The sequence below is a fragment of the Bacillus cereus group sp. BfR-BA-01441 genome, assembly GCF_022663075.1.
Lineage (GTDB): Bacteria > Bacillota > Bacilli > Bacillales > Bacillaceae_G > Bacillus_A > Bacillus_A cereus.
This window is the reverse complement of sequence record NZ_JAKUEU010000031.1, coordinates 1-23920: the sequence shown is the minus strand read 5'-3', so window position 1 is coordinate 23920 and position 23920 is coordinate 1. Positions and strand designations below refer to the sequence as shown.

The following is a 23920-nucleotide window of genomic DNA, read 5'->3' as shown; positions in this document are numbered from 1 at the left end:
TTAGTTCACCCTTTCTAATTTTTCGTTGCTTGCTGCAATTAATAAGTTTAATTTGGTTAATGCTTTTCCAGAGTCAATGCTATGTGCCGCGAGTTTAATTCCTTCTTCAATCGTTTCCGTTTTTCCATTTGCGAAAAGAGCTAGACCTGCATTTAATAAAACGGTATCACGATAAACACTCTTTTCTCCGCTCAATACTTCAAGCGTAATCTTTGCATTTTCTTTTGAATTCCCCCCTCTAATTTCTTCATTTTTCACTCTTGAAAAACCATACTTTTCTGGATCAATACTCATTTCTACTATTTCATTATCTTTTAAAAGGACTACGTGATTTTCCCCTTGTAATGACGCTTCATCTAAAAAACCACTTCCATTTACGACAAGCGCTTGTTTCCGGCCTAACTTTTGTAATACTTCTGCAACTGGTAATAACATATCTCGTTTATAAATACCAACAAATTGTGTTTCTAAATTCACTGGATTTGTTAAAGGACCAATTAAATTAAAGATCGTCGGCACGTTTAACTCTTTTCTTATTTTCATAATGCGCCTTAGTGCTGGATGCATCACTGGTGCAAATAAAAATGCAATGCCCACATGCTCTAGTAAATAATCAATTTCGTTTGGCGTACTACTAATATTTACACCTAGTTCTTCTAATAAGTCTGCACTTCCTGTTTTACTAGAAACAGCACGATTACCATGTTTTGCAACCTTTACACCTGCTCCTGCCAGTACGAATGCTGATGTTGTGCTAATATTAAACGTTTGAGCACCGTCACCACCCGTCCCGCAATTGTCCATTGCTCCTTGTATATGGTTCGAAAACGGCAATGCCTTTTCGCGAAGAGCTCGAACGAGACCGTATATTTCTTCTGCAGTTTCACCTTTCGCTTTCAGTAAGACTAAGAAAGCTGCAATTTCACTTTCTAATATGTTTTCACCTAATAAAAGTAGTCCTGCTTTATACATTTCCTCTTCTGTTAAATGTTGACCCTCCACTAATTTACGAAGATAGTTATTCATACTCTTTCCTCCTCTTTTATTTCTGTTAAAAAGGCACGTATTAACTTTCCGCCTTCTTCTGTTGCGATTGATTCCGGATGAAACTGTAATCCGAAGAGCGGATAATAATTGTGACGGACTGCCATTATCTCTCCGTCGTCCATCGCTGTCGCTAATATGTCAAAACACTCTGGCAAGCTCGTTTGCTCTGCAACAAGGGAATGATAGCGCATTGCCGTTAGCGGCTGTGTAGCGTATGAAAAGATTGACGTTCCGTTATGTTTCACACGCGATGTTTTTCCATGTTTAATACATTCTGCTCTAACAATGTCTCCTCCAAATGCAGCTATGATCGCTTGGTGGCCAAGACAAATCCCTAATATGGGAACGTTCTTATAAAAATGACGGATGACGTCGATACAAATGCCAGCATCCTCTGGTTTTCCTGGTCCTGGTGAAAGTACAATTCCTCTTGGATTCACCTCTTCTAACTGTTCTATCGTTATTTCATCATTTCTTACAACTACAATTTCTTCTTCATGTTCGCCTAACAGTTGATACAAGTTATATGTGAACGAATCGTAATTATCGATAAGTACAATCATTTCATTACCTCCAAAAGCGCTCTCGCTTTATTTAATGTTTCTTCATATTCAGCTACTGGATCTGAATCGTAAACGACTCCTGCTCCTGCCTGAACGTATGCTTTTTCATCCTTTACGACCATCGTTCGAATGGCGAGCGCCATATCAAGATTTCCTGAAAAACTAACGTATCCAACTGCACCAGCGTATACATTTCTTTTTTCATTCTCTAGTTCATTTATAATTTCCATCGCTCTAATTTTCGGAGCTCCAGAAACCGTCCCTGCTGGTAAGCAATACGCTAACGCATCAAATCCGCCCATTTGTTTTTGCAATGTTCCGTAAACTTCGGATACAATGTGCATAACGTGAGAATATTTTTCTACTTTCATATATTTATCTATCGTAACCGAGCCGATTTCACTCACTCTACCAATATCGTTTCGCCCAAGATCTACAAGCATCATATGCTCTGCTCGCTCTTTCTCATTGCCTAACAGTTCTTTTGCGATTTCCTCATCTTCCCTCTTCGTTTTCCCCCTCGGCCTTGTACCAGCAATTGGATTCGTCATCACTTTATCCTCCCTTACTGATAGTAAACTTTCCGGCGAAGAACCGAGTACAACATAATCTTGAAAATCGATATAGAACATATATGGTGATGGATTTGCAATTCGAAGTTTTCGATATAACGCGAATGGATCACCAATACATTCACTTTGTAAACGCTGTGACAGTACAACTTGGAATATGTCTCCTGCTCTTATATATTCTTTCGCCATTTCTACCATCTCACAAAACTCTTTTTCCGTTATAGAAGAAGTAAATGATAATGGGGATTGTATTGTATTTACTTCAGCTTCTTCTCCTTGTAGCACTTTCTCTTTGTATACTCGTATCCTTTCGTATACTTCCTCATAATCTGTTGAATCATCTTCCCTGCATACATATACAAACGACAACTTTTGGCGTAAATGATCGTAAACGATAAACTCACGATATAGTAAAAGGTGTACTTCCGGAATATTTAATGGGTCGTGTAAATCCGCTCCAATGTTTTCATACTGCCGAATGACATCATATCCAATATAACCAACTGCTCCTCCGCAAAATGGAAATGGACTGTCTACTTGTGATGGTGCGATTACTTCTTCTAACACTTGCAGTACGTTACCTTGTAACTTTTCTGCCCGGCCGTAAATCGTTCGTTCCACTTCCGTACCAACGCTTTTCACTTCTCCATAAGGATTACATCCTAAGTAAGAATAACGCCCTTTATCTTGATGAAGCTGTGAACTTTCTAATAAGAATTTCTTCTTCCCTTTCATACGTCTATATAAAGAAATTGGCGTAATGCTATCTCCTTCTTCTTCAGTAATTACTAAAAATGTCTTTCTCTCTCTTTTTTGTTTTATAAATTCTTCTTTCGTCATCATGTCCTTCACCTCGCCCTGAAAAATAAAAAAGTCCTCTACATATCGAAAATATGTAGAGGACGATAAATATACCGCGGTACCACCTCGTGTTGGATGCAAAAGCATCCCGCTTTGTTCAGGTACAAAATTTATACCTTATCCTTGTAACGGCGGAACCCGGGTTGCCTACTGAAAAAAATTGTTCAGCATACCTCTCGTAAGCCCATTCCGTATATGGCACCGTACCGGGCTCCCACCTATTCCCGGCTCTCTGTAACGTCTCCAATATACGTACTCTTCTTACTTAAACGATTTCATTTATTTAATTTTTTATACACAAAAAGGGAGTACTCATCCTATAGAAAGGACGGGTACTCCCGTGGTGCCACCTTAATTCGTTACAAATGTAACGCACTTTACCGTATCAAAAACAATACGTGTCTCTTGTATCGATGAGATCATGTCGCCAAAGCCTACTTCTTTCGTTTCGGTTTGGAAGCTCCGAAGCCCATTCCACATCAATTCCATACTGATTCGCACCAACCATCAGCTCTCTGACATGTTCATCATGTGTACTCTTCTTCATCAACGCTTGCATTTTTTTAAGTTGCACTCATTATAGACCTGACTTTTTTCACAAGTCAATACTTTTTCAAAAATTTTATTTTTCTTTCCTTTCAATATTATATTGACAAAACAACCTCTTTTTATGTAAATATAATAAATACTCTATTAAAAATAAGGTTTTTTGTATGAATATTATATATTAAAAAAGTAAAATGACATCAAAAAACGCTTACATTTCTGAAAATTCATATTTCTATATGGATTTTTCAGAATAATCATGATAGATTATAAAGTGAAACTTTAATCAGTGGGGGGTGTTCATCCCCACTGATTATTAGTTAAATCAATCGGGCATTTACGGGCAGTTAATCTCCCACCTAACTTCCTTGCCCACCCAATTTTAAGGTGGGAGTTTTACTGCCCGTTTATGCGGGATAAATATGCATAACGCATCAAAAGACATGACAAAAGGAAGGGGAACTTCATGAGTACGCAGATGTTAACTTTAACTTCAATCTCTATTTACATGCTCGGGATGTTAGTAATCGGCTATTTCGCCTATAAACGAACGTCCAACTTAACAGATTATATGCTTGGCGGGCGTACACTAGGCCCCGCAGTAACGGCATTAAGTGCTGGAGCATCCGATATGAGTGGTTGGCTTTTAATGGGATTACCAGGTGCAATGTTTAGCGTTGGATTAAGTAGTAGTTGGATTGCGATCGGCCTAACACTAGGCGCATACGCAAACTGGCTTTATGTTGCTCCTCGCTTACGTACCTACTCAGAAATTGCAAATAACTCTATTACTATTCCAGAATTTTTGGAACACCGTTTCCACGACAAATCTCATATGCTACGTTTAGTATCTGGACTTGTTATTATGATTTTCTTTACTTTCTATGTAGCTTCAGGATTAGTTTCAGGCGCTGTATTATTTGAAAATTCATTTGGTATGAACTACCACGTTGGATTATTCATTGTTGCAGGCGTTGTTGTAGCTTACACATTATTTGGTGGGTTCTTAGCAGTAAGTTGGACAGACTTCGTGCAAGGAATCATTATGGTAGTCGCTCTTATTCTTGTTCCTATCGTAACAATTATGAATTCGAATGGACTTGGACCTGCATTTGATACAATCCGCTCTGTAGATCCAACACGTTTAGATATTTTTAAAGGGGCCTCTACTTTAGGAATGATTTCTTTATTCGCATGGGGGCTTGGTTATGTTGGACAACCTCATATTATCGTACGCTTTATGGCGATTTCGTCCGTAAAAGAATTGAAAAGCGCACGAAGAATTGGTATGAGCTGGATGATTTTCTCTGTTGTCGGAGCTATGTTTACTGGTCTTATCGGTATTGCTTACTATTCACAACAAGAGTTAACATTATCTAACCCAGAAACAATTTTCCTTGAACTAGGAAAAATTTTATTCCATCCACTTATTACTGGATTCTTATTAGCCGCTATTTTAGCAGCGATTATGAGTACAATCTCATCTCAGTTACTTGTTACTTCAAGTGCAGTAACGGAAGACTTATATCGTACATTCTTTAAACGCTCTGCCTCTGATAAAGAGCTTGTATTTGTCGGTCGTATGGCTGTACTTGTTATTGCATTAGTTGGATGCGCTTTAGCGTTTAAACAAAATGATACAATTTTAGCTCTTGTTGGATACGCTTGGGCTGGTTTCGGTTCTTCATTTGGACCTGCTATTTTATTAAGCTTATATTGGAAACGTATGACGAAATGGGGCGCACTTGCCGGTATGATTTCTGGTGCCGCTACTGTTATTATATGGACTCAATTCAAATTCTTAAAAGATTTCTTATATGAAATGATTCCAGGTTTCGCTATTAGTTTACTAGCCATCGTAATTGTTAGTTTACTAACACAACCTTCAAAAGAAGTTGAAGAGCAATTTGAGGATTTCGAAAAACAACATCGTCATAATTTATAAAAAAATCTCTGCTGTTATCATAACAGCAGAGATTTTTTACAGTTCGACAATCTTCTTATCAAATTTAACAAATTCTTTATGTTTCGTTAAATTTAACATAACACTACTCCTTTATAGTATGAGTATCAGCACTTATACAGAAAGGGGACTCCAACATGTTAGCAGCTTTCCAGCAACAACAAACACGAAAATTTTCACCTATCACAAATACTTCTGCGTCTTGTTTAAACATGCAACCTAACCCGCCTAAAATTTCAATTGCTCCTTCTGTTATTTCAGTCATCGGTGTTCATATGGAAAAACATAAATTAAAAATAAAAACGGGACAAAACATTGTGTTATCAGCTTCCATTTTACCAATACAAGCAACGAATAAAGAGCTTATTTGGTCAAATATGAATTCTGATATCATCACCATATATCCAAAAGGTGACACCGTAACGATTACTGGAAAAAGTGCAGGTAAAGCAGTCGTAATTGTCACAACTGCTGAAGGCAAATTTCGTGACCTATGTGTCATTCATGTACAACCTTATATGACAAATCCAAAGTAAAAGAGTGGCTTCGTAGCCACTCTTTTACTTGATTTCAATATTTTAGTTTTTACTTTTTACAAGGTTAATAAAAAATTGGATATAACCATACATTTTTTTTGATGGAAATTCTACTAAACTTTCCCCGTCTTGATTTAAGTCAATGAATCTCCTCCTCTTCCCTATTACAATGAAAACAATATTAGAAAAGGAGGACATATTATGACTGAACGAAAGTACGCCTTATTTGCTAGCACATCTCTTCTTGTTATGGCATTCATTGCATTTTTCTCTTACGGTTTTGTTCATGGAAACCTCGTTATACAAGGAGATGCGAGTACAACATTCCATAATATCCAAACTTCAAATTCACTTTTCAAAGCGGAAGTTTTTGGGTGGATTATCATTTTTATCACTGATATTGTCGCTGCGTGGGCTCTTTATTTCTTTCTAAAACCAATTCATACTAGCCTCTCATTACTAGCCGCTTTGCTTCGTCTTATGTATACAGCTATACTTGGGATTGCTATATTCAATCTAATATTGGCATTATTGCTTTCAAAAAATACAATTGCAAATCCAGAAACATATACAATGTTGTTTCTCAGTGCATTCGAATACATTTGGTCTGTAGGATTGATCATTTTTGGATTGCATCTTTTCGTTTTAGGCTATGTAGCTTTTCTCTCTAAACAGATACCAAAGTTTATTAGTATACTGCTGTTCATTGCTGCTACCGGTTATATGCTAATTCACGTCATGAATACAATGTTTACACAATACGATACAATGATTTCACTCATACAATCACTATTCCAATTACCTATGATTGCAGGTGAATTAGGACTTGCGATATGGCTACTATTGAAAGGTGGTAAACACTCTAATTAAGCCGTTTCTTAATTCTACTTAATGATTCTGGTGTCATGCCAAGATAGCTTGCTAGCTGATATTGTGGAACGCGATGAATTAAATACGGGCGTTTTCGTAACAATGTTTTATATCGCTCTTCTGGTGTCGATGAGATAAATACAGCAAGTTCATCTTGTACTTCACCGAAATTGTACTCGATCATTTTACGCGTCATTTCTTCTAATTGTGAATACTTATTATACATGTCCTTTTCACTATGTAGATCACCAACAACTACAGTACAATCTTCTAAACACGTTAACGTATATGATGAAGATTTATCTTGTTTATGATGGTTGAAATTCGAAATTGCCTGTTCTTCTGTATAAAAATTTGATGTAACTTCTTTCCCTGCTTCATCTATACTATGTTGCCTAACGCATCCTTTTAATACAAAATAACATTTTAACGGAACATTTCCTTGTCTTAGGAGCACTGTTCCTTTTTTATATTCTTCAATTTGTAATTCCCTGAGGATCATTTGCTGTTCTTCTTCACTTAGTGTTGTAAATCTATTCATATACTTCTTTAATATCTCTTCCATTTTCCTCCCCCTTCTACGCCCGCATTTCTATAAAACAAAAAGAGAAGTATCATAACTTCTCTTTTCTCCCCTAACACTATAATTCCTGTGTATACACTGGCTCGTTTACGACATTTTTTGCTGTTCGCTTTTGTTGCTGCATTAAGAAAACAGATACACCAAACAATACGAGCATGCTACCGATCATTTGCATTGCATTTAATTTTTCTCCAAGTAAGAAGAACGCAAGTATAGATGCTCCAACAGGTTCTCCTAAAATACTCATTGAAATTGTCGTTGCATTTACATAATTTAATAGCCAGTTATTAATTACATGTGACACTGTCGGCACAACCGCAAGTAAAAGAAAAACAGTCCAATCCCACTTCGTATAACCTGTAAAGGGTACTTGTAATATAACATTATAAATCCCCATAAAAAGACCTGCGAACGCAAAGACTGTAAAGCTATAAATCCAGTGCGATACTTTCTTCACTGTCGTTTGCCCGATAAATAAATAACCGACAACCGCTATTACACTTAGAAAGGATAATATGTCACCATAAATTGCTTGCTTACTTAAACCTAAATCTCCCCAACCAATGCACATTACTCCTAAAATAGCGATTCCCATCGTTGCAATGGCTGAATATGTTGTTCTTTCTTTAAATAGAAAAAAACCTCCAACTAAAGATACGATTGGTTGAAGTGCCAAAATAATTGTTGAACTAGCAACTGTTGTATGCTTTAAAGATTCAAACCATAAAAGAAAATGCAGTGCTAAAAAGAAACCAGATCCAATTAAAAAGCCCCAATCTTTCATTTGAATCCTATTAAATTCCTCTCTTTTTTTCCATACGATAGGCAGCATAATAAGTACGATAATCCATAAGCGGTACATACTTAATATTGAAGATGGTGCTGAGGACATCTTTACAAAAACTGCTGCAAAGGAAATGGCAATTATAGAAATTGCTAATGGTAGTGCGATTGATTTTTCTTGTTTCAAATCCTGTCTCCCCTCTCACCTGTCAAAAATCCCACTTCATTATATCCGTTTTCTTTCGCAACTTAAATACTAATTTTTTAGATTCTTCGTACCATTATGGTAAAATAGAAATTAAGGCACCAATTAGTGAATATTTCTTTCCTTTTCACTACAAGCGTCGCTCTTACAATCGTTACAGTAAATTTTTATTTAGGGGGATCTACATGAGTCAAACAATAGGGAGAATTGAAGAAATTTCATTTTATAGCGCATCACTTCAAGAAGATGTTACACTTCTCGTTTATTTACCAGTAAATTACACACCACTGCACAAACATACAGTTGTAATTGCACAAGATGGTAGAGATTATTTTCAGCTTGGTAAAGCGCACCGTGTAATTGAGCGCCTTCGTGAAACCGAAGAAATTGACCGTACAATTATTGTCGGTATTCCATATAAAAATGTACATGATCGTAAAGAAAAATATTTCCCAAATGAAGTAAAAAATGCTGCATATATTCGTTTCCTTGCTCATGAACTTGCACCATATATTGATGAAAATTATCCAACGTACCAAATGGGAAAAGGTCGTGTTTTAATTGGTGATTCTCTTGGCGGAACAGTTTCCTTTATGACTGCACTTATGTATCCGCATACATTCGGTAAAGTCGTTATGCAATCACCATTTGTGGATGAGACAGTGATGAACTTAGCAAAAGAATTCAAAGATCCACAGGCGTTAGAACTGTATCACGTCATCGGTACAGAAGAAACGGCTGTAAAGCGTACTGATGGACAAGTATCTGATTTCGTAGGGCCGAACCGTGAGTTAAATACGCTTCTTACAGATAGAAACTTCATCACGCATTACGAGGAATTTGAAGGCAATCATACTTGGAAATATTGGCAGACTGATTTACCGAAAGCCTTCTCTCATATTCTATCAATGAAATAATAGAGAGCAGTATTCAGAATAATTTGATATAATAGATAAAGAGATTTATTTATCTCAAAATCTAACTAGACTTACAAAGGGAGGAATTGGAACATGAAATTAGGCATTGTAATTTTTCCATCTAAAATGATTCAAGATAAAGCGAACGGATTGCGTAAACGTTATGACCCGCACTACGCATTAGTTCCGCCACATATTACATTGAAAACACCCTTTGAGGCGCAAGATGAACAATTAGAGTCGATTGTAAACGAGTTACATACAATCGCAAGTAAAACGAACCCTTTCACCCTTCATGTTGGGAAAGTTGGTTCTTTCGCACCTGTTAATAACGTCCTTTACTTTAAAGTAGAAAAAACACCTGAACTTACTTTCTTAAATGAAGAAATGCATAGCGGGTTATTCACGCAAGAACGCGAATATGCTTTCGTACCTCATTTAACAATCGGACAAGGCTTATCAGATGCAGAGCATGCTGATGTGTTGGGCCGATTACGTATGAAAGATTTCTATTACGAACAACCAATTGATCGTTTCCATCTTCTATATCAATTAGAAAATGGAACATGGACTGTACACGAAACATTCCGTCTTGGAAAGGGGAACAACTAATTTGCACGCACAGATTGTACAAACGGACGAACAACTAAGAGATGCATTCTCTGTACGTAAACAAGTGTTTGTAAATGAACAACGTGTCTCTGCTGAAGAAGAGTACGATGAGTTTGAAGAAACTTCAACACACGTTGTTATATATGACAATGATGTTCCAGTTGGTGCTGGACGTTTTCGCATCCTTGATGGTATAGGAAAAATGGAACGCATTTGCGTGCTAAATTCCCATCGCAAAAAAGGGATTGGAAAAATTGTTATGGATTCTCTTGAAGCGTATGCAAAAGAAAATTCGCTACCAAAATTGAAACTTCACGCTCAAACACATGCTGAAGATTTCTATAAAAAACTTGGATATGTAACAAGTTCTGATGTATTTATGGAAGCAAATATCCCGCACGTTGTAATGATAAAAAAATTGTAATTTGAAAACAGGAGGTGACCCCTCCTGTTTTTTTACATTGCTATTTTCTTTTTCTTCCGCTAAAGTTAAATGTTGATGCTATAGTTTTGAAGGTGAACATATGACACAAGAAAAATTTTCACAAAAATCGTTAACACACGCTGATATTCCGCGTGCGACATATCATATTCCGAAAACATCTACCCATTTAATTATGGAAGAAGATGTAGACGCGGCTTATTTCCGCGCTCTTGAACAACAAAATGTTTTTTTAAACGAAAAACAATTAGAAGCCGTGCGCACAACAGAAGGTCCTGTTCTTACACTAGCTGGTGCTGGAAGCGGGAAAACATCGGTTTTAACAACTCGCGTTGGTTATTTAGTAAATGTAAAACAAGTTCATCCACGAAATATTTTATTACTTACATTTACACAAAAAGCAGCTGAAGAAATCCGAAGTCGTGTTGCGAAGTTACCAGGTATGAATCATGCAGCAAGTAGCTACGTTGTTGCTGGTACATTCCACTCTGTTTTCTTAAAATTACTTCGTAGTCAAGGTTATAATCAGCAAATTTTAGCAAATGAAAAACATAAACAAATTATGATAAAGAAAATCTTAAAAGAATTGCGTTTAAAAGACGATTATGATGCGGAAACGATGCTCGCGATGATTTCACTTGAGAAAAACAAATTAAATCGTCCGAAAGATGTAAAAGCGAAAACACCAGTGGAACAAGAATTTAAAGAAGTATATGAACGTTTTGAAGAGGTAAAACAACGATACAATTATATTGATTTCGATGACATCTTATTGGAAACATATTACATGTTAGAAAATAATGCTCCTTTACTAACTCAATTACAACAACGGTTTCACTACATTGAAGTAGATGAGTTTCAAGATACATCGTATGCACAATATGAAATCGTAAAATTGTTAGCCACGCCAAGAAATAATTTATTTATCGCAGGTGATGACGACCAGGCGATATACGGCTGGCGAGGAGCAAGTCACCAAATTATTTTATCTTTTCCAAAAGAATTTGATAACACAACAATCATTGCACTAAATACGAATTATCGATCCAATCCCTTTATCGTCGGGCTTGGAAATGAAGTTATAAAATTAAATCAAGAACGTTTTGATAAAGAGCTATACTCTGTTCGTGAGGAAGGTGTACAACCTTTTTATGCAAGACCTGCTACGACTCTTGATGAAGCAAATCAAATTTTGCAGCTCATTCAAGAAAAAGTAGATAGCGGTGACCGAAACTATAAAGATTTTTGTTTACTGTATCGCACACATTCTGTAAGTCGTTCGTTACTTGATCAGCTTACCATTCATAAAATCCCGTTTATTAAACACGGGGCGAGCCAATCATTTTATGAACATTCTTTAATTAAGCCTGTATTAGATCATTTAAGACTCGTGATTGAGCCGTTTCGACTAGAATCACTTTCAAACATATTGCCGACGATGTATATCGGACGTGATGATTGTATTTCATTTATTGAACGTGAACAATGGAAATATGGTGAGGGGCGCTTCCCTTCTCTTCTTCATTTCTTACTATTAAATCCAAGCTTAAAACCTTTTCAAGTGAAAAAGGTAAATGAGCGCATCGATTTTATTAAGTTTATTAAAGAATTAGAACCGAAAAAAGCATTAAAAGAAATCATTCATGGTAAAGGAAAATATTTAGAGTACTTACAAAGTAACGATCGTTCTTCCTTTACGATGCATAAAGACATACAAGAAGAAATGTTGGAAGAATTACTGGAGTCTGCAACTCGTTTCACCGATATTCCAGCTTATTTACAATTTATTGACGAGGCGATTCAAGGTCAAAAAGAAATGGAAGCATTAAAAACAAGGCCGCAAAAAGATGCCGTTTCACTTATGTCAATCCATAACGCAAAAGGCCTTGAATTTCCATGTGTCTTTTTACTTGGAGCGAGTGATGGAATCCTGCCCCACACTTCTTCTTTAAAAGATGCAAATGATCGTGTTACGGAAACTTCTGAAGCGTTAGAAGAAGAACGCCGATTACTGTATGTCGCCATTACACGTGCGAAAGAAGAACTTTATATTTCTTCTCCGCAATTTTTCAGAGGAAAGAAATTAGATATATCTCGTTTTTTATATACTGTGCGAAAAGATTTACCTGAAAAGACATCCACTAAATAAGGATGTCTTTTTTTATATCACGTTATGTACATCCCTCCTATATAAATTCCTTGTTTTTATCGTGAGAATTAACGTAATATCAGCCATATTCCACTCATATTGTAATAGTGTATGTCAGAACTCACGAGAAGGAGTGAACATAATGAGCTGCAATTGTAATGAAGATCATCAACATGAGTGTGATTTCAACTGTGTATCGAATGTTGTTCGTTTTATACATGAACTACAAGAATGTGCAACGACAACATGTGGATCTGGTTGCGAAGTTCCATTTTTAGGTGCACATAACAATGCATCAGTAGCGAATACACGTCCTTTTATTTTATACACAAAAACTGGAGAACCTTTTGAAGCATTTGCACCATCTTCAAGCCTTACTAGCTGCAGATCTCCTATTTTCCGCGTAGAAAGTATAGATGATGATGACTGTGCTGTATTGCGTGTATTAACTGTAGTTTTAGGTGATGGTACCGCTGTACCACCTGGTGACGACCCAATCTGTACGTTTTTAGCTGTACCAAATGCAAGACTAATATCAACCTCCACTTGCATTACTGTTGATTTAAGTTGCTTCTGCGCTATTCAATGCTTACGCGATGTTTCTATTTAAAACTAAATAATGAGTTAAGCATGGATTGGGTGGCAGATAATTCTGCCACCCAATCCATGCTTAACGAGTATTCTTATGTAAATTTCTTAAAATTGGGAACTTGTCTAGAACATAGAACCTGTCCTTTTCATTAACTGAAAGTAGAAACAGATAAAGGAGTGAAAAACATGTTCTCTTCTGATTGCGAATTTACTAAAATCGATTGCGAGGCGAAGCCAGCTAGTACACTACCTGCCTTTGGTTTTGCTTTCAACGCGTCTGCACCTCAGTTTGCTTCACTATTTACACCACTATTATTACCTAGCGTAAGTCCAAACCCAAATATTACTGTTCCTGTAATAAATGATACAGTAAGTGTCGGAGATGGCATTCGAATTCTACGAGCTGGTATTTATCAAATCAGTTATACATTAACAATTAGTCTTGATAACTCACCTGTTGCACCAGAAGCTGGTCGTTTCTTCTTATCATTAAATACACCAGCTAACATTATTCCTGGATCAGGTACAGCAGTTCGTTCTAACGTTATTGGTACTGGTGAAGTAGACGTATCCAGCGGTGTTATTCTTATTAACTTAAATCCTGGTGACTTAATTCAAATTGTGCCAGTTCAGTTAATTGGAACTGTAGACATTCGTGCTGCAGCATTAACAGTTGCACAAATTAGCTAGTAAAAAGCGGTATTTCTAATACAGAAATACCGCTTTTTATATATAATAAAAAACACTCACAGTAGCATGAGTGTTTCATTCTTCATATTGTTTTATTGTGTTCTTCTTTTTCCCACAATTGCATCCCTTTTTCTTCACAAATCCTTGTTGTTGTAATTGTTCTTGATATGCCTGTTGTTGTGCTTGGTGTTGTTGCTGTATATGATACCACTGCTGCAGGTCATATGAATTTTGCCTTGGATTATTGCTCACAGCAAACATCTCCTCTACTGTCAATTCTGTCTATTTACTATATGAACAACTCTTTATTTCCGTTCCCTCATTCTTTTAAACTCCGCTTTTTCTCTTATTATGAAAATATATTATTCTCCCATAAAATATCCTGTAATCGTTTCAATGATTGCTGCTGCTCCTGCAATGGCTAATAATGCAAGTAACGGTTCTGCAACGATAGGAATCCAATTATATAAGACTAATAAAAAAGCACTAACCCATACACCTGTACACCAATAACAGCTTAACAATTCGCCAATCCACTTTCTTAATCCTTTACCTTTCACTTTTGTAAACGTTGATACACTTCCATCCGGCTCCGTAATCTCTAATTCATCAATAAATGGTCTTCGCAAAAAGGCTGTAATTTTATCATAAACAATTAAACGAGTGAGCCTAAAAGCAGCTAACGCAAAAATAAAAAATAAAAGCCAGCTTGTAAACAGCATGATTCCACCTTCCCTTATCCTCTTTCGCCTATTTAAAAAAAAAGGTCTTGAGATTGTGACCAAATCTCCTCGACTCCAATATCTTATTAATGTAAATACAAACAAGAAGATAAGGAGTGACATTAATGAGTTGTAACGAAAATAAACACCATGGCTCTTCTCATTGTGTAGTTGACGTTGTAAAATTCATCAATGAATTACAAGATTGTTCTACAACAACATGTGGATCTGGTTGTGAAATCCCATTCTTAGGTGCACACAATACTGCATCAGTAGCTAATACACGCCCTTTTATTTTATACACAAAAACTGGAGAACCTTTTGAAGCATTTGCACCATCATCAAGCCTTACTAGCTGCCGTTCTCCAATTTTCCGTGTGGAAAGTGTAGATGACGATAGCTGTGCTGTACTACGTGTATTAACTGTAGTTTTAGGTGACAGTTCTCCGGTACCACCTGGTGACGATCCAATTTGTACGTTTTTAGCTGTACCAAATGCAAGATTAATATCTACAACTACTTGCATTACTGTTGATTTAAGCTGTTTCTGTGCGATTCAATGCTTACGCGACGTTTCTATCGTAAAGTAAACTAAAAAACTATTGGGGTGGTAGAAGCTTTCTACCACCTTTACATATTTAAAAACCGGCCATACTAATCGATTGGATATCATCTATAGACAGCCTAATATCTCTCATACTATTTTGCGGCATAATAGATACAATACCATTTCGATACGATATGATCGATCCAACATATGAGACTGTAGCTGTTTTTATTCTGCACCTTACTTTCGGAATGTAATGAGGGCGGTTTAGTAAAAAATGAATTTTTTCATCATTATTCATATCCTTAAATGATTTATTATACGGGACAGTTCTTACTGGTTCTGGTTCTTGCTCTTCTTGTTCTATGTGTTCTTCTTTTTCTTCTTCTATTTTTTCTTCCACTTGCTGCTCTTCTTGTTGTTCTTGTTCTATTACCTCTTCCACAGCACTTCTTACAATATTTTCTTGTCTATTACTTTTCTCTTTTTGATCTTCATTTTCAAAGTTTGTCAGGATAATCCTTTTTATTTTCGGTGCAGCAAGTTCTAAACTTACTTGCGTGATATATAACAACGGTTTTCCAACTGTTGAACTTTTATTTTTATTCTTCACACTCGTCCCTCCCACTTCCATACGTAGCTAAATAAATCGTGTACTATTATAGTTATATTCATCACGTGGTAAGAACTTTCGTTAAAAATCGTTCTTTCTAAGAACAAATAAAAAGGACAATCTCAGCATTTAGAGATTGTCCTTTAAAAATTAATATTATATTTATCCTAGGATATGATACCCTGAATCAACATGAATGTTTTCTCCTGTTACACCGCGTGCTAAATCACTGAATAGGAATACTGCTGTATCGCCAACTTCTTCTTGCGTTGTTGTACGACGAAGTGGTGCGCGCTCCTCAATTTCTCTTAAGATTGAGTTGAAATCGCCTACACCTTTTGCAGATAACGTACGAATTGGTCCTGCAGAAATAGCGTTAACACGAATACCGTGTTGACCTAAATCGTTCGCTAAATATTTCACGCTCGCTTCTAATGAAGCTTTCGCAACACCCATAACGTTATAATTTTTCACAACGCGCTCGCCGCCAAGGTATGTTAATGTTAAAATATTTCCGCCTTCTGTCATTACTTTCTTCGCTTCTCTTGCTACAGCTGTTAAAGAGAATGCGCTAATATTTTGTGCAAGTAAAAATCCATCGCGAGAAGTATCTACAAATTCACCTTTTAAGTCATCGCGATTTGCAAAAGCAATACAATGTGCTACACCGTGAATAGTACCTACTTCTTGTTTAATTGTTTCAAAGCAAGCTGTAAGTTCCTCATCATTCGTTACATCACAAGGTAATACAAGTGATTCTTGTCCTTCTAATGTGTCCGCTAATTCACGAACGTTTCTTTCTAAACGTTCTCCTGCATATGTGAATATTAATTTTGCACCTGCATTATGCAAAGAGCGAGCTATTCCCCATGCAATACTTCTTTGGTTCGCAACGCCCATAACAACAAATGTTTTCCCTTGTAATAGTTCCATGATATATCCTCCCAGAAATACTTATACTTGTTATTAGTACCTGATACTATAATTATAGTACCATAAAACCGCTTAAAGGCAAACAAAAAAGTCATTAACAGAAATTTGTTAATGACTTTTGGTTTCTATAAAAAACCGCTCTAATCCTTCTTCCCAAGACGGCATTTGTGAAAAACCATTTAATCGTAGCATGTTATGTTGAAAGATAGAATATTTGGGCCTCGCAGCTGCAGCCCCGAATTCTTCCGTTGAAACAGGTAATACATTCACTTTCATATTGGCGTACGAAAATATCTTTTGTGCAAATTCAAACCAAGAGCATGAACCACTGTTTGATACGTGGTATGTACCGTATAAAGAAGTATGAATGAGCTTATTAATAACCATATTTAAATCCGCCACATACGTAGGAGAGCCAACTTGATCCGCTACAACGGATATTTCATCTCTTTCTTTTCCTAATCGCATCATCGTTTTCACGAAATTATTTCCATATTTACCATATAGCCACGATGTGCGAACGATAAAATATTTATTATGTAACTCTTTGACGAACTGCTCCCCCGCATACTTAGAGGCCCCATATATATTTATCGGCGCTGGACTATGAAATTCGTCGTATCCATCTGGTCTGGCACCTTGAAATACATAATCAGTACTAATATAAACTAGCTTCGCCCCTACTAATTGTGAAGCAACCGCTACATTTCGAGCTCCGATTGCATTTATTCTATACGCAAAATCCTGTTCTTTCTCCGCATGATCTACTTTCGTATAGGCAGCACAATGAATAATTATATGTGGTTTTATTTCTTGTACCACTTGTTGTATTCGGGATATATTTGTCACATCTAATAACTTTTTATCAAATGGATATATATCATATTCTTCAGAGTCTAACTCTTCAAATAGTTGCTTTCCTAATTGACCGTTTGCTCCTGTTATGATAACCCTCTCTTTCATTTAACATGCCCCTTACTGGTCTTTTAGTGATTTCCACCATTCCTTATTCTTTTCATACCATTTCACCGTCTCTTGTAATCCTTGTTCAAACGTGTATTTCGGTTCCCAATCAAATTCATTCTTCATTTTCTCTGCATCAATCGCATAACGACGATCGTGCCCTAAACGATCTGTAACATATTCAATGTCTTTTTTTGTTTTTCCTAAAAGAGTAATAATTTGTTCCACAACTTCTACATTTGTTTTTTCATTATTTCCACCTATATTATATACTTCTCCTACACGTCCCTTATGCAGAACAACGTCAATCGCACTGCAATGATCCGTTACATGTAACCAATCTCTTACATTTAAACCATCACCATATAACGGTAGTTTTTTTCCTTCTAGTGCATTCGTAACCATTAATGGAATTAATTTTTCAGGATACTGGTACGGTCCATAATTGTTAGAACAACGCGTTACTATAACCGGTAATTGATATGTTTTATAGTAAGATAGAGCTATCATGTCCGCGCTCGCCTTACTTGAAGAATATGGACTATTTGGAGCTAACGGCGTTTTCTCTGTGAACTTCCCTGTTTTTCCTAAAGAGCCATACACTTCATCCGTTGATACTTGCACAAGTTTTATATGCGAATATTTTTTAACTAGTTCTAATAAAGTGACCGTCCCAATTACATTTGTATCATAAAAAGGAATCGGATTTTCAATACTACGGTCCACATGTGATTCGGCTGCAAAATTTACAATCACTTGTACGTTTCGCTCTTTTATAACGTGTTCTAATAGCTCTCCATTTTGAATTTCTCCCTTTACAAAAGAGTAATTCGGGTGATCCAGAAGAGATTTTACGTTATTTAAATTCCCGCTATATGTTAAGGCATCGTAATTAATAATTTTATATGTTTCATAACTTTGTAGCATGTAATGAACGAAATTACTTCCAATAAATCCAGCCCCACCTGTCACTAATATATTCATAAACAACGCTCCTACTTAAAAACTATCTTCATATTCCTCTAATAATGGTAATATCTGATCCTTATCGGACAATATAGGATCGGTTACTGGCCAAGGAATTGCTAAATCTTTATCTTCCCAAAGTAATCCTGAGTCATGCTCTGCGCTATAATATTCATCTACTTTATACATAACGATAGTATGCGGAACAAGCGTGCAAAATCCATGCGCAAACCCTTTTGGCACTAGTAATTGCCGATGGTTATCTGCACTTAAAATATATCCTTTCCATTTTTTAAATGTTGGTGATTTTTTTCGTAAATCAACGATAACATCATAAATTGCCCCTTGCATAACTTGAATGAGTTTCGTTTGTGCTTTCGGTTTTTTTTGAAAGTGTAGTCCCCGAATCGTTCCTGCCTTAGCCGAATAAGATACGTTATCCTGTACAAATGAATACGTTATCCCTAATGTTTCTAGCACCTGCTTATTATAGCTCTCTGAAAAAAAGCCACGCTCGTCTCCAAACAACCTCGGTTCTAACAATTTTGCATCGGTAAAATTTGTTTCTACAACTTTCATATTCTCACCTATTCTCCGTTAAACTGTTTCCCCAAATTAATATCACGCGCTAACGTATTCGCCTTTTGAAGCGAAGCATGAGTTCCCGCATCAGTCCACCAGCCGTTCATTTCATTATAAGTAAGTACCCCTCGTTTTAAATACCAATTATTTATATCTGTAATTTCAAGTTCTCCCCGTGCAGAAGGTTTTAATTCTTTAATATAAGAAAAGACTTTCGAATCATACAAATAAATTCCCGTAACCGCATAAGAACTTTTCGGCTCTTTCGGCTTTTCTTCAATTTCAACTATTTTTCGGTTTTGAATATGTGCTACGCCAAATCTTTCGGGATCTTCTACAGATTGCAATAGCACTTTCGCACCTTCTTTTTGATTTGCAAACTCTTCAACATACGGAAGTATATCATCTGAAAAAATATTATCCCCTAATATAACTACCATACGATCATTCCCGACGAAATCTTCACAAAGCCCTAACGCCTGTGCGATCCCGCCCGCTTTATCTTGCACACGATACGTAAAGGAAACCCCAAATTCATGACCACTCCCTAAAAAGCTAACAACATCCCCCATATGCTCTTTACCTGTAATAATCATAATATCTGTAATATCGCATTGTTTTAGCTTATATACCGCATGATAAATCATCGGATACCGACCAACAGGAAGTAAATGTTTATTCGTTACTTTCGTTATTGGATATAATCTCGATCCAGTACCACCTGCTAAAATAATTCCTTTCACTTTGCATCTCTCCTTTATGATGGAGATAATATATCTTTGTAATGTTCTACAAACACTTTCCGGTACTTCTCATATGTATCCGTATCAAACTCATCCCCGTTGTAATGAATACACCATAAATTTGCTTGATTTGGGATACCAATTAAATAACCAGCCCTTTGAAACTCTAAAGACTGTGACACATCATAAAAGTGAAACCCTTGAAACAAATCTTCTCGCCACGGAATATCATACTGCGTTGCCATGAATAAACCATCAATTGCCTGAACTGACAAAAATGGTTGATTACCATAAAAAACCTGATCTAAATTTAATAATTGATAATTCTGTCTTCTATACTCAATCACTTTCCCTACTAAATTTTTTCCTTCCCACCATATCCCGTTATTCGGTAAAAACTGAGCCCCAGCGACTCCTATTAAACCAAGCTTTTCATTTTCTTTAAAAAGAGATATAAGTGTAGAAAACATGTCTCGATTAATAAGATATGTATCTTGATGTATATACACTTTGTATTTCGCTGGATATGAAAGAGCTCGGTTGTATGCACTTGCCATACTTTGCGCATCTCGTATCGGAAAAATTTGCACGACATAACCAGGGGGAACAAAAATGTTTCTTATTTGGCTCTCACATTGTTTGAAAAGCTCCTCATTATTTACACAAACAACGACTAATATTGTATAATCTTTCATTTTTGTCCCCCCTTTTATTCTTCCTTATTTACATCTGACATATAGTGTTCCACAAATATTTTCCGATACTTTTCATAGTTCGTCATATTCACATCAAAATGATAATGGATACACCAAGCATCGCGCTGTACAGGTACACCGACTGTATATCCTGCTTTTCTAAATTCAAATGATTGAGATACATCATAAAAATCAAATCCGTCAAATAAGTCTTCTCGCCACGGAACATCATATTGTGTGGCCATTAATAAACCATCAATACATTCTACAGGAATAAATGTTTTTGATTCATGATACGGTTGTTCTAAACTTGCCATATAAAACAAATCATTCATATAACCAATGACTTTCCCTACAATTCCACGCCCTTCGTTCCATACGCCAGTCGGAGGAACATATTGCGCTCCAACCATCCCAATCATCCCAAGGTTTTCATGTTCCTCAAATAATTGAAGTAATCCGTATAAAAAAGCCCTATTTATAATAAAAACATCTTGATGTAAATACACTTTATACTTCGCTGGATGCGAAATGGCTTGATTGTATCCACTCGTCATACTTTTCGCATTTCGAATCGGCATAAATTGGACAATATACCCTGGCGGTACTAACAATTGCAATATATGTCGAACGCAGTTTGCATACAATTTCCGATCATTTATACATGTAACAAATAATATTGTTTTGTCTGCAGCACTCATAATTGTGATTTTTCAGCTTCAATAATATACTGAAATACAACTGTCTCAGCCATGAAGCCACTTCCAAGACGATATTTTTTACAAATTCCATATAACTCCTCAATAAGCGGCTCATACATTTTATGATCAACATATACACGATCTACTTTACTAATTGAATATCCTGCTTTTAAAAACATTCTTAGCATTTCATTGAATGTAAAGAAACGAATATGTGTTTTATCTAATAAACCATATTCTGTATACGTCCAATTTCCAGCAAGTAAGGGAGCTAATACTGAAATATGAGCAACGTTTGGTATACTTGCTAAAATCACACCATTTTGCTTTATATATGGCTTAACCTTTTCAATCACAGCCCACGGATCAAATAAATGCTCTAATACATCCCCAAATAGGACGCAATCAAATTGCCCCTCCTCATAAGGAAGATCTATTTTTTCTATATCCCCTAAAATAACATGATCTAGTCTTTCCTTCGCTTTTTCTGCCGCCTCTGGAAATGCCTCTATTCCTGATACACGTGTACCGTTTTCTTTAATAGCTGCTCCCAATGCACCGCTCGAACAACCAATATCAAGAACTTCTTTCCATTCCTTTTTTATATGCTTTAATAAATTCGGATTCGCTGCATTATAATAATGCTCGGATTTTTCTTCATATAAAGAACTTTTTTCGCGATTCATTTCACACACTCCTTATGCAAATTGAATTAGAAATATAAATCTCATATGAATTCTATAAAGTGCAGATTTTGTTCATCCCCCAATGATTATTAGCCCGCAAATAGCAGTATAAAATCTTTTATTTATATTGGTTACGTTACTGATACTCTAATATATAACCAATCTATTAGAGTTAGAATAGCGATAAATCATTTCTAAAAAACGAAACCTATTACACTTTATATGGTTTATCAAAAACTCCCCGAAAATATTTACGGTTATATTCAATTGCAGCATTATTCGGAACATAAGAAGCTGCTAATTCATTGTAATAATACGCTTTATCCTGCTCCCCTAACCTGCTATAACAAATACACATTTGTAAATAGGGTAGCCATGTGTAGCTAGCTGGACTATGGAAAGGACTTTCCGTTGCCATTGGTACTTCCGTTGCAAGTTTAAACCAAAATATCGCTTCATTATATTTTTCTTGTTCCATATATATATATCCTATTCTTGTACAATTCTCTCCTCTAGGGACGTCATACCGAAACGACTTCACACAAGATTCGATTGCCTTCTCCCACATTCCGAGCTTCGCATAGCAATCTCCTAGCTTACCACATGCATAAATTTTTTCTTCATACCATCCTTCGTCTTGATTAAGAAATGTTTCATATAGAAGAACTGCATCATCATATTTTTGGTTATCCGTAGATTCATTTGCGTAATAAAATAAATCTCTCGGACTTAATTCTTCACCTGCCGCTACAGTATTTTGAAAAATTTTCAAATTACGATTTGTTACTTTTTTTTCTTTTTTATGTGTAATAGCAACATTACTACTAAAAACCTCACCAGAAATAGCTAAATACTCATGAACCTTTCCAAACCATTGAAATTGTTTTTCACGCTTTACAAGTCGATTTCTTTTTGTACAATATAAAGGTTTCCCGTTAGAATCCATTGCAAGATGATAAGGCATCGAAACAGCATCAATTTTAGGATCTAATTCACTTTTTAAAAGTTTCAATGCTTCTTGAGCATCTTCTAATAAGACGTCATCTGCATCTAGCCACAATATATACTCTTGCGTCGCTTTTGAAAAAGAAAAATTTCTTGCTGCTGCAAAATCATCAATCCACTGGAAATCATATATGTTAGAAGTGTATTTCTCTACGATTTCTTTCGTTCGATCGACGGAACCTGTATCAACTACTATAATTTCATCCACAATTTTTTCAACTGTTTCTAAACAACGGGCTATTGTCTCCTCCTCATCTCGAACAATCATACATAAACTAATTGTAATTCCTTGCTTGTTCAACATAATCACCCTCTTCCAAATCAATCATATGTTATACATATACTAAACTTTCCATTTTTTTAAATTGTTCAAGTAGTTTAAGATTTCTTTTCAATAATTCAAATGTCCGTGTCATTTTCTTTCGGTTTTGCATCTACTATATAATGAACGCTTTATGGAGGTGAATTTATGTCAAATAATAATTATTCAAATGGATTAAATCCCGATGAATCTTTATCTGCTAGTGCATTTGACCCTAATCTTGTAGGACCAACATTACCACCGATACCACCGTTTACCCTTCCGACTGGGCCGACCGGGCCGACTGGACCGACTGGACCTACGGGGCCGACTGGACCTACCGGGCCAACTGGACCGACTGGACCGACCGGGCCAACTGGACCGACTGGACCGACTGGTGGCACTGGGACTACTGGACCTACGGGGCCGACTGGTGACACTGGGGCTACTGGACCTACGGGGCCGACTGGTGACACTGGGGCTACTGGACCTACGGGGCCGACTGGTGACACTGGAGCTACTGGACCGACTGG

The 23920-nt window shown here is 36.3% G+C and carries 27 protein-coding genes, 1 pseudogene and 2 other annotated features; of the genes and pseudogenes, 11 read left to right on the top strand and 17 right to left on the bottom strand.

Features of this window, described 5'->3' with window-relative positions; genetic code table 11:
* The 3 genes from trpD to trpE are packed head-to-tail and all read right to left on the bottom strand — an operon-like array spanning window position 1 to window position 3025.
* Window positions 1–1026: an anthranilate phosphoribosyltransferase gene (gene trpD, locus MR107_RS14990; RefSeq protein ID WP_226369044.1), complete on the bottom strand. Its 1026-nt coding sequence runs from the start codon at window positions 1024–1026 to the stop codon at window positions 1–3.
* The gene (locus tag MR107_RS14985; RefSeq protein WP_000636322.1) at window positions 1023–1610 is read right to left on the bottom strand and encodes an aminodeoxychorismate/anthranilate synthase component II; all 588 of its coding nucleotides are present in this window, start codon (window positions 1608–1610) and stop codon (window positions 1023–1025) included. The genes trpD and MR107_RS14985 overlap by 4 nt, the downstream gene beginning before the upstream one ends.
* On the bottom strand, window positions 1607–3025 hold the full coding sequence (gene trpE, locus MR107_RS14980) for an anthranilate synthase component I (RefSeq protein WP_226369043.1): 1419 nt from the start codon (window positions 3023–3025) through the stop codon (window positions 1607–1609). Before trpE ends, MR107_RS14985 begins: the two co-directional genes overlap by 4 nt.
* Window positions 3026–3077: 52 nt before the next feature.
* Window positions 3078–3322, bottom strand: a binding site (T-box leader).
* A gap of 42 nt (window positions 3323–3364) precedes the next feature.
* Window positions 3365–3602 (bottom strand) — a binding site (T-box leader).
* Window positions 3603–4055: 453 nt separating this feature from the next.
* Here trpE and putP point away from each other — a divergent pair.
* From putP to MR107_RS14965, 3 genes are all read left to right on the top strand, one after another.
* Window positions 4056–5534 (top strand): sodium/proline symporter PutP, encoded by a 1479-nt coding sequence (gene putP, locus MR107_RS14975; RefSeq protein WP_000107210.1) that lies wholly within the window; start codon window positions 4056–4058, stop codon window positions 5532–5534.
* Window positions 5535–5689: 155 nt separating this feature from the next.
* Complete coding sequence (locus MR107_RS14970) at window positions 5690–6088, top strand: Ig-like domain-containing protein (RefSeq protein ID WP_000878734.1); 399 nt, start codon at window positions 5690–5692, stop codon at window positions 6086–6088.
* A 201-nt stretch (window positions 6089–6289) separates the two neighbouring features.
* On the top strand, window positions 6290–6958 hold the full coding sequence (locus MR107_RS14965; protein WP_000140099.1) for a DUF4386 domain-containing protein: 669 nt from the start codon (window positions 6290–6292) through the stop codon (window positions 6956–6958).
* On the opposite strand, the gene MR107_RS14960 is transcribed toward MR107_RS14965, so the two are convergent.
* Together MR107_RS14960 and MR107_RS14955 are read right to left on the bottom strand one after the other, a co-directional pair.
* Window positions 6951–7523, bottom strand: coding sequence for a Crp/Fnr family transcriptional regulator (locus MR107_RS14960; protein ID WP_070757200.1), 573 nt, complete (start codon window positions 7521–7523; stop codon window positions 6951–6953). The two genes, MR107_RS14965 and MR107_RS14960, sit on opposite strands and share 8 nt — an antisense overlap.
* A gap of 76 nt (window positions 7524–7599) precedes the next feature.
* Window positions 7600–8511, bottom strand: coding sequence for a DMT family transporter (locus tag MR107_RS14955; protein ID WP_000806941.1), 912 nt, complete (start codon window positions 8509–8511; stop codon window positions 7600–7602).
* A 203-nt stretch (window positions 8512–8714) separates the two neighbouring features.
* Between MR107_RS14955 and MR107_RS14950 the strand changes: the two genes are divergently transcribed.
* The 6 genes from MR107_RS14950 to exsF all read left to right on the top strand — a co-directional run bounded on the left by MR107_RS14950 (window position 8715) and on the right by exsF (window position 13930).
* Window positions 8715–9446 carry an alpha/beta hydrolase gene (locus tag MR107_RS14950; protein WP_000084013.1) on the top strand — a complete coding sequence of 244 codons (732 nt, stop codon included), beginning with the start codon at window positions 8715–8717 and terminating at the stop codon, window positions 9444–9446.
* 93 nt (window positions 9447–9539) lie between these two features.
* Entirely contained in the window at window positions 9540–10058 is a 519-nt protein-coding gene (locus tag MR107_RS14945; protein WP_000765863.1) for a YjcG family protein, read from the top strand.
* Window position 10059: 1 nt separating this feature from the next.
* Entirely contained in the window at window positions 10060–10482 is a 423-nt protein-coding gene (locus tag MR107_RS14940) for a GNAT family N-acetyltransferase (RefSeq protein ID WP_000543296.1), read from the top strand.
* A 100-nt stretch (window positions 10483–10582) separates the two neighbouring features.
* Entirely contained in the window at window positions 10583–12649 is a 2067-nt protein-coding gene (locus tag MR107_RS14935) for an ATP-dependent helicase (RefSeq protein ID WP_242244701.1), read from the top strand.
* A gap of 142 nt (window positions 12650–12791) precedes the next feature.
* Window positions 12792–13259: a spore coat protein CotY gene (cotY, locus tag MR107_RS14930; protein WP_001277719.1), complete on the top strand. Its 468-nt coding sequence runs from the start codon at window positions 12792–12794 to the stop codon at window positions 13257–13259.
* A 167-nt stretch (window positions 13260–13426) separates the two neighbouring features.
* A complete protein-coding gene (gene exsF, locus MR107_RS14925) occupies window positions 13427–13930 on the top strand; it encodes an exosporium protein ExsF (RefSeq protein WP_000492939.1) in 504 nt (167 codons plus the stop codon).
* Between the two features lie 75 nt (window positions 13931–14005).
* On the opposite strand, the gene MR107_RS14920 is transcribed toward exsF, so the two are convergent.
* Both MR107_RS14920 and MR107_RS14915 read right to left on the bottom strand, forming a co-directional pair.
* A complete protein-coding gene (locus MR107_RS14920) occupies window positions 14006–14191 on the bottom strand; it encodes a hypothetical protein (RefSeq protein ID WP_029948404.1) in 186 nt (61 codons plus the stop codon).
* A 101-nt stretch (window positions 14192–14292) separates the two neighbouring features.
* Entirely contained in the window at window positions 14293–14652 is a 360-nt protein-coding gene (locus MR107_RS14915; RefSeq protein WP_000899662.1) for a DUF1360 domain-containing protein, read from the bottom strand.
* A 125-nt stretch (window positions 14653–14777) separates the two neighbouring features.
* On the opposite strand from MR107_RS14915, the gene exsY reads away from it, so the two are divergent.
* On the top strand, window positions 14778–15242 hold the full coding sequence (gene exsY, locus MR107_RS14910; RefSeq protein WP_001277744.1) for an exosporium assembly protein ExsY: 465 nt from the start codon (window positions 14778–14780) through the stop codon (window positions 15240–15242).
* 48 nt (window positions 15243–15290) lie between these two features.
* On the opposite strand, the gene MR107_RS14905 is transcribed toward exsY, so the two are convergent.
* From MR107_RS14905 to MR107_RS14860, 10 genes are all read right to left on the bottom strand, one after another.
* Window positions 15291–15833, bottom strand: a complete 543-nt coding sequence (locus MR107_RS14905) for a spore coat CotO family protein (protein ID WP_242244699.1) — start codon at window positions 15831–15833, stop codon at window positions 15291–15293.
* 141 nt (window positions 15834–15974) lie between these two features.
* Window positions 15975–16745 carry an enoyl-ACP reductase FabI gene (gene fabI / locus MR107_RS14900; protein WP_000421886.1) on the bottom strand — a complete coding sequence of 257 codons (771 nt, stop codon included), beginning with the start codon at window positions 16743–16745 and terminating at the stop codon, window positions 15975–15977.
* 108 nt (window positions 16746–16853) lie between these two features.
* Complete coding sequence (gene rfbD / locus MR107_RS14895; RefSeq protein WP_048568771.1) at window positions 16854–17708, bottom strand: dTDP-4-dehydrorhamnose reductase; 855 nt, start codon at window positions 17706–17708, stop codon at window positions 16854–16856.
* Between the two features lie 12 nt (window positions 17709–17720).
* Window positions 17721–18692 (bottom strand): dTDP-glucose 4,6-dehydratase, encoded by a 972-nt coding sequence (rfbB, locus tag MR107_RS14890; RefSeq protein ID WP_134995145.1) that lies wholly within the window; start codon window positions 18690–18692, stop codon window positions 17721–17723.
* A gap of 15 nt (window positions 18693–18707) precedes the next feature.
* Window positions 18708–19253, bottom strand: a complete 546-nt coding sequence (gene rfbC / locus MR107_RS14885) for a dTDP-4-dehydrorhamnose 3,5-epimerase (protein ID WP_242292483.1) — start codon at window positions 19251–19253, stop codon at window positions 18708–18710.
* An 8-nt stretch (window positions 19254–19261) separates the two neighbouring features.
* Window positions 19262–19999, bottom strand: a complete 738-nt coding sequence (locus tag MR107_RS14880) for a sugar phosphate nucleotidyltransferase (RefSeq protein WP_242292482.1) — start codon at window positions 19997–19999, stop codon at window positions 19262–19264.
* Between the two features lie 14 nt (window positions 20000–20013).
* Window positions 20014–20694 carry a glycosyltransferase family protein gene (locus tag MR107_RS14875; RefSeq protein ID WP_242244697.1) on the bottom strand — a complete coding sequence of 227 codons (681 nt, stop codon included), beginning with the start codon at window positions 20692–20694 and terminating at the stop codon, window positions 20014–20016.
* A gap of 14 nt (window positions 20695–20708) precedes the next feature.
* The gene (locus MR107_RS14870; protein ID WP_001271188.1) at window positions 20709–21395 is read right to left on the bottom strand and encodes a glycosyltransferase family protein; all 687 of its coding nucleotides are present in this window, start codon (window positions 21393–21395) and stop codon (window positions 20709–20711) included.
* Window positions 21392–22081 (bottom strand): class I SAM-dependent methyltransferase, encoded by a 690-nt coding sequence (locus tag MR107_RS14865; RefSeq protein ID WP_001078432.1) that lies wholly within the window; start codon window positions 22079–22081, stop codon window positions 21392–21394. Before MR107_RS14865 ends, MR107_RS14870 begins: the two co-directional genes overlap by 4 nt.
* Before the next feature lie 211 nt (window positions 22082–22292).
* Entirely contained in the window at window positions 22293–23390 is a 1098-nt protein-coding gene (locus tag MR107_RS14860) for a glycosyltransferase (RefSeq protein ID WP_000932915.1), read from the bottom strand.
* A 165-nt stretch (window positions 23391–23555) separates the two neighbouring features.
* Between MR107_RS14860 and bclA the strand changes: the two are divergent.
* Window positions 23556–23920 (top strand): annotated as a pseudogene (bclA, locus tag MR107_RS14855) (collagen-like exosporium glycoprotein BclA); the annotation flags it as partial.

Coding starts and splice junctions, on each gene's coding strand:
- trpD (WP_226369044.1), bottom strand. CDS start 1,026: ATGAATAACTATCTTCGTAAATTAGTGGAGGGTCAACATTTAACAGAA.
- MR107_RS14985 (WP_000636322.1), bottom strand. CDS start 1,610: ATGATTGTACTTATCGATAATTACGATTCGTTCACATATAACTTGTAT.
- trpE (WP_226369043.1), bottom strand. CDS start 3,025: ATGATGACGAAAGAAGAATTTATAAAACAAAAAAGAGAGAGAAAGACA.
- putP (WP_000107210.1), top strand. CDS start 4,056: ATGAGTACGCAGATGTTAACTTTAACTTCAATCTCTATTTACATGCTC.
- MR107_RS14970 (WP_000878734.1), top strand. CDS start 5,690: ATGTTAGCAGCTTTCCAGCAACAACAAACACGAAAATTTTCACCTATC.
- MR107_RS14965 (WP_000140099.1), top strand. CDS start 6,290: ATGACTGAACGAAAGTACGCCTTATTTGCTAGCACATCTCTTCTTGTT.
- MR107_RS14960 (WP_070757200.1), bottom strand. CDS start 7,523: ATGGAAGAGATATTAAAGAAGTATATGAATAGATTTACAACACTAAGT.
- MR107_RS14950 (WP_000084013.1), top strand. CDS start 8,715: ATGAGTCAAACAATAGGGAGAATTGAAGAAATTTCATTTTATAGCGCA.
- MR107_RS14945 (WP_000765863.1), top strand. CDS start 9,540: ATGAAATTAGGCATTGTAATTTTTCCATCTAAAATGATTCAAGATAAA.
- MR107_RS14935 (WP_242244701.1), top strand. CDS start 10,583: ATGACACAAGAAAAATTTTCACAAAAATCGTTAACACACGCTGATATT.
- cotY (WP_001277719.1), top strand. CDS start 12,792: ATGAGCTGCAATTGTAATGAAGATCATCAACATGAGTGTGATTTCAAC.
- exsF (WP_000492939.1), top strand. CDS start 13,427: ATGTTCTCTTCTGATTGCGAATTTACTAAAATCGATTGCGAGGCGAAG.
- MR107_RS14920 (WP_029948404.1), bottom strand. CDS start 14,191: ATGTTTGCTGTGAGCAATAATCCAAGGCAAAATTCATATGACCTGCAG.
- MR107_RS14915 (WP_000899662.1), bottom strand. CDS start 14,652: ATGCTGTTTACAAGCTGGCTTTTATTTTTTATTTTTGCGTTAGCTGCT.
- exsY (WP_001277744.1), top strand. CDS start 14,778: ATGAGTTGTAACGAAAATAAACACCATGGCTCTTCTCATTGTGTAGTT.
- MR107_RS14905 (WP_242244699.1), bottom strand. CDS start 15,833: ATGGAAGTGGGAGGGACGAGTGTGAAGAATAAAAATAAAAGTTCAACA.
- fabI (WP_000421886.1), bottom strand. CDS start 16,745: ATGGAACTATTACAAGGGAAAACATTTGTTGTTATGGGCGTTGCGAAC.
- rfbD (WP_048568771.1), bottom strand. CDS start 17,708: ATGAAAGAGAGGGTTATCATAACAGGAGCAAACGGTCAATTAGGAAAG.
- rfbB (WP_134995145.1), bottom strand. CDS start 18,692: ATGAATATATTAGTGACAGGTGGGGCTGGATTTATTGGAAGTAATTTC.
- rfbC (WP_242292483.1), bottom strand. CDS start 19,253: ATGAAAGTTGTAGAAACAAATTTTACCGATGCAAAATTGTTAGAACCG.
- MR107_RS14875 (WP_242244697.1), bottom strand. CDS start 20,694: ATGAAAGATTATACAATATTAGTCGTTGTTTGTGTAAATAATGAGGAG.
- MR107_RS14870 (WP_001271188.1), bottom strand. CDS start 21,395: ATGAGTGCTGCAGACAAAACAATATTATTTGTTACATGTATAAATGAT.
- MR107_RS14865 (WP_001078432.1), bottom strand. CDS start 22,081: ATGAATCGCGAAAAAAGTTCTTTATATGAAGAAAAATCCGAGCATTAT.
- MR107_RS14860 (WP_000932915.1), bottom strand. CDS start 23,390: ATGTTGAACAAGCAAGGAATTACAATTAGTTTATGTATGATTGTTCGA.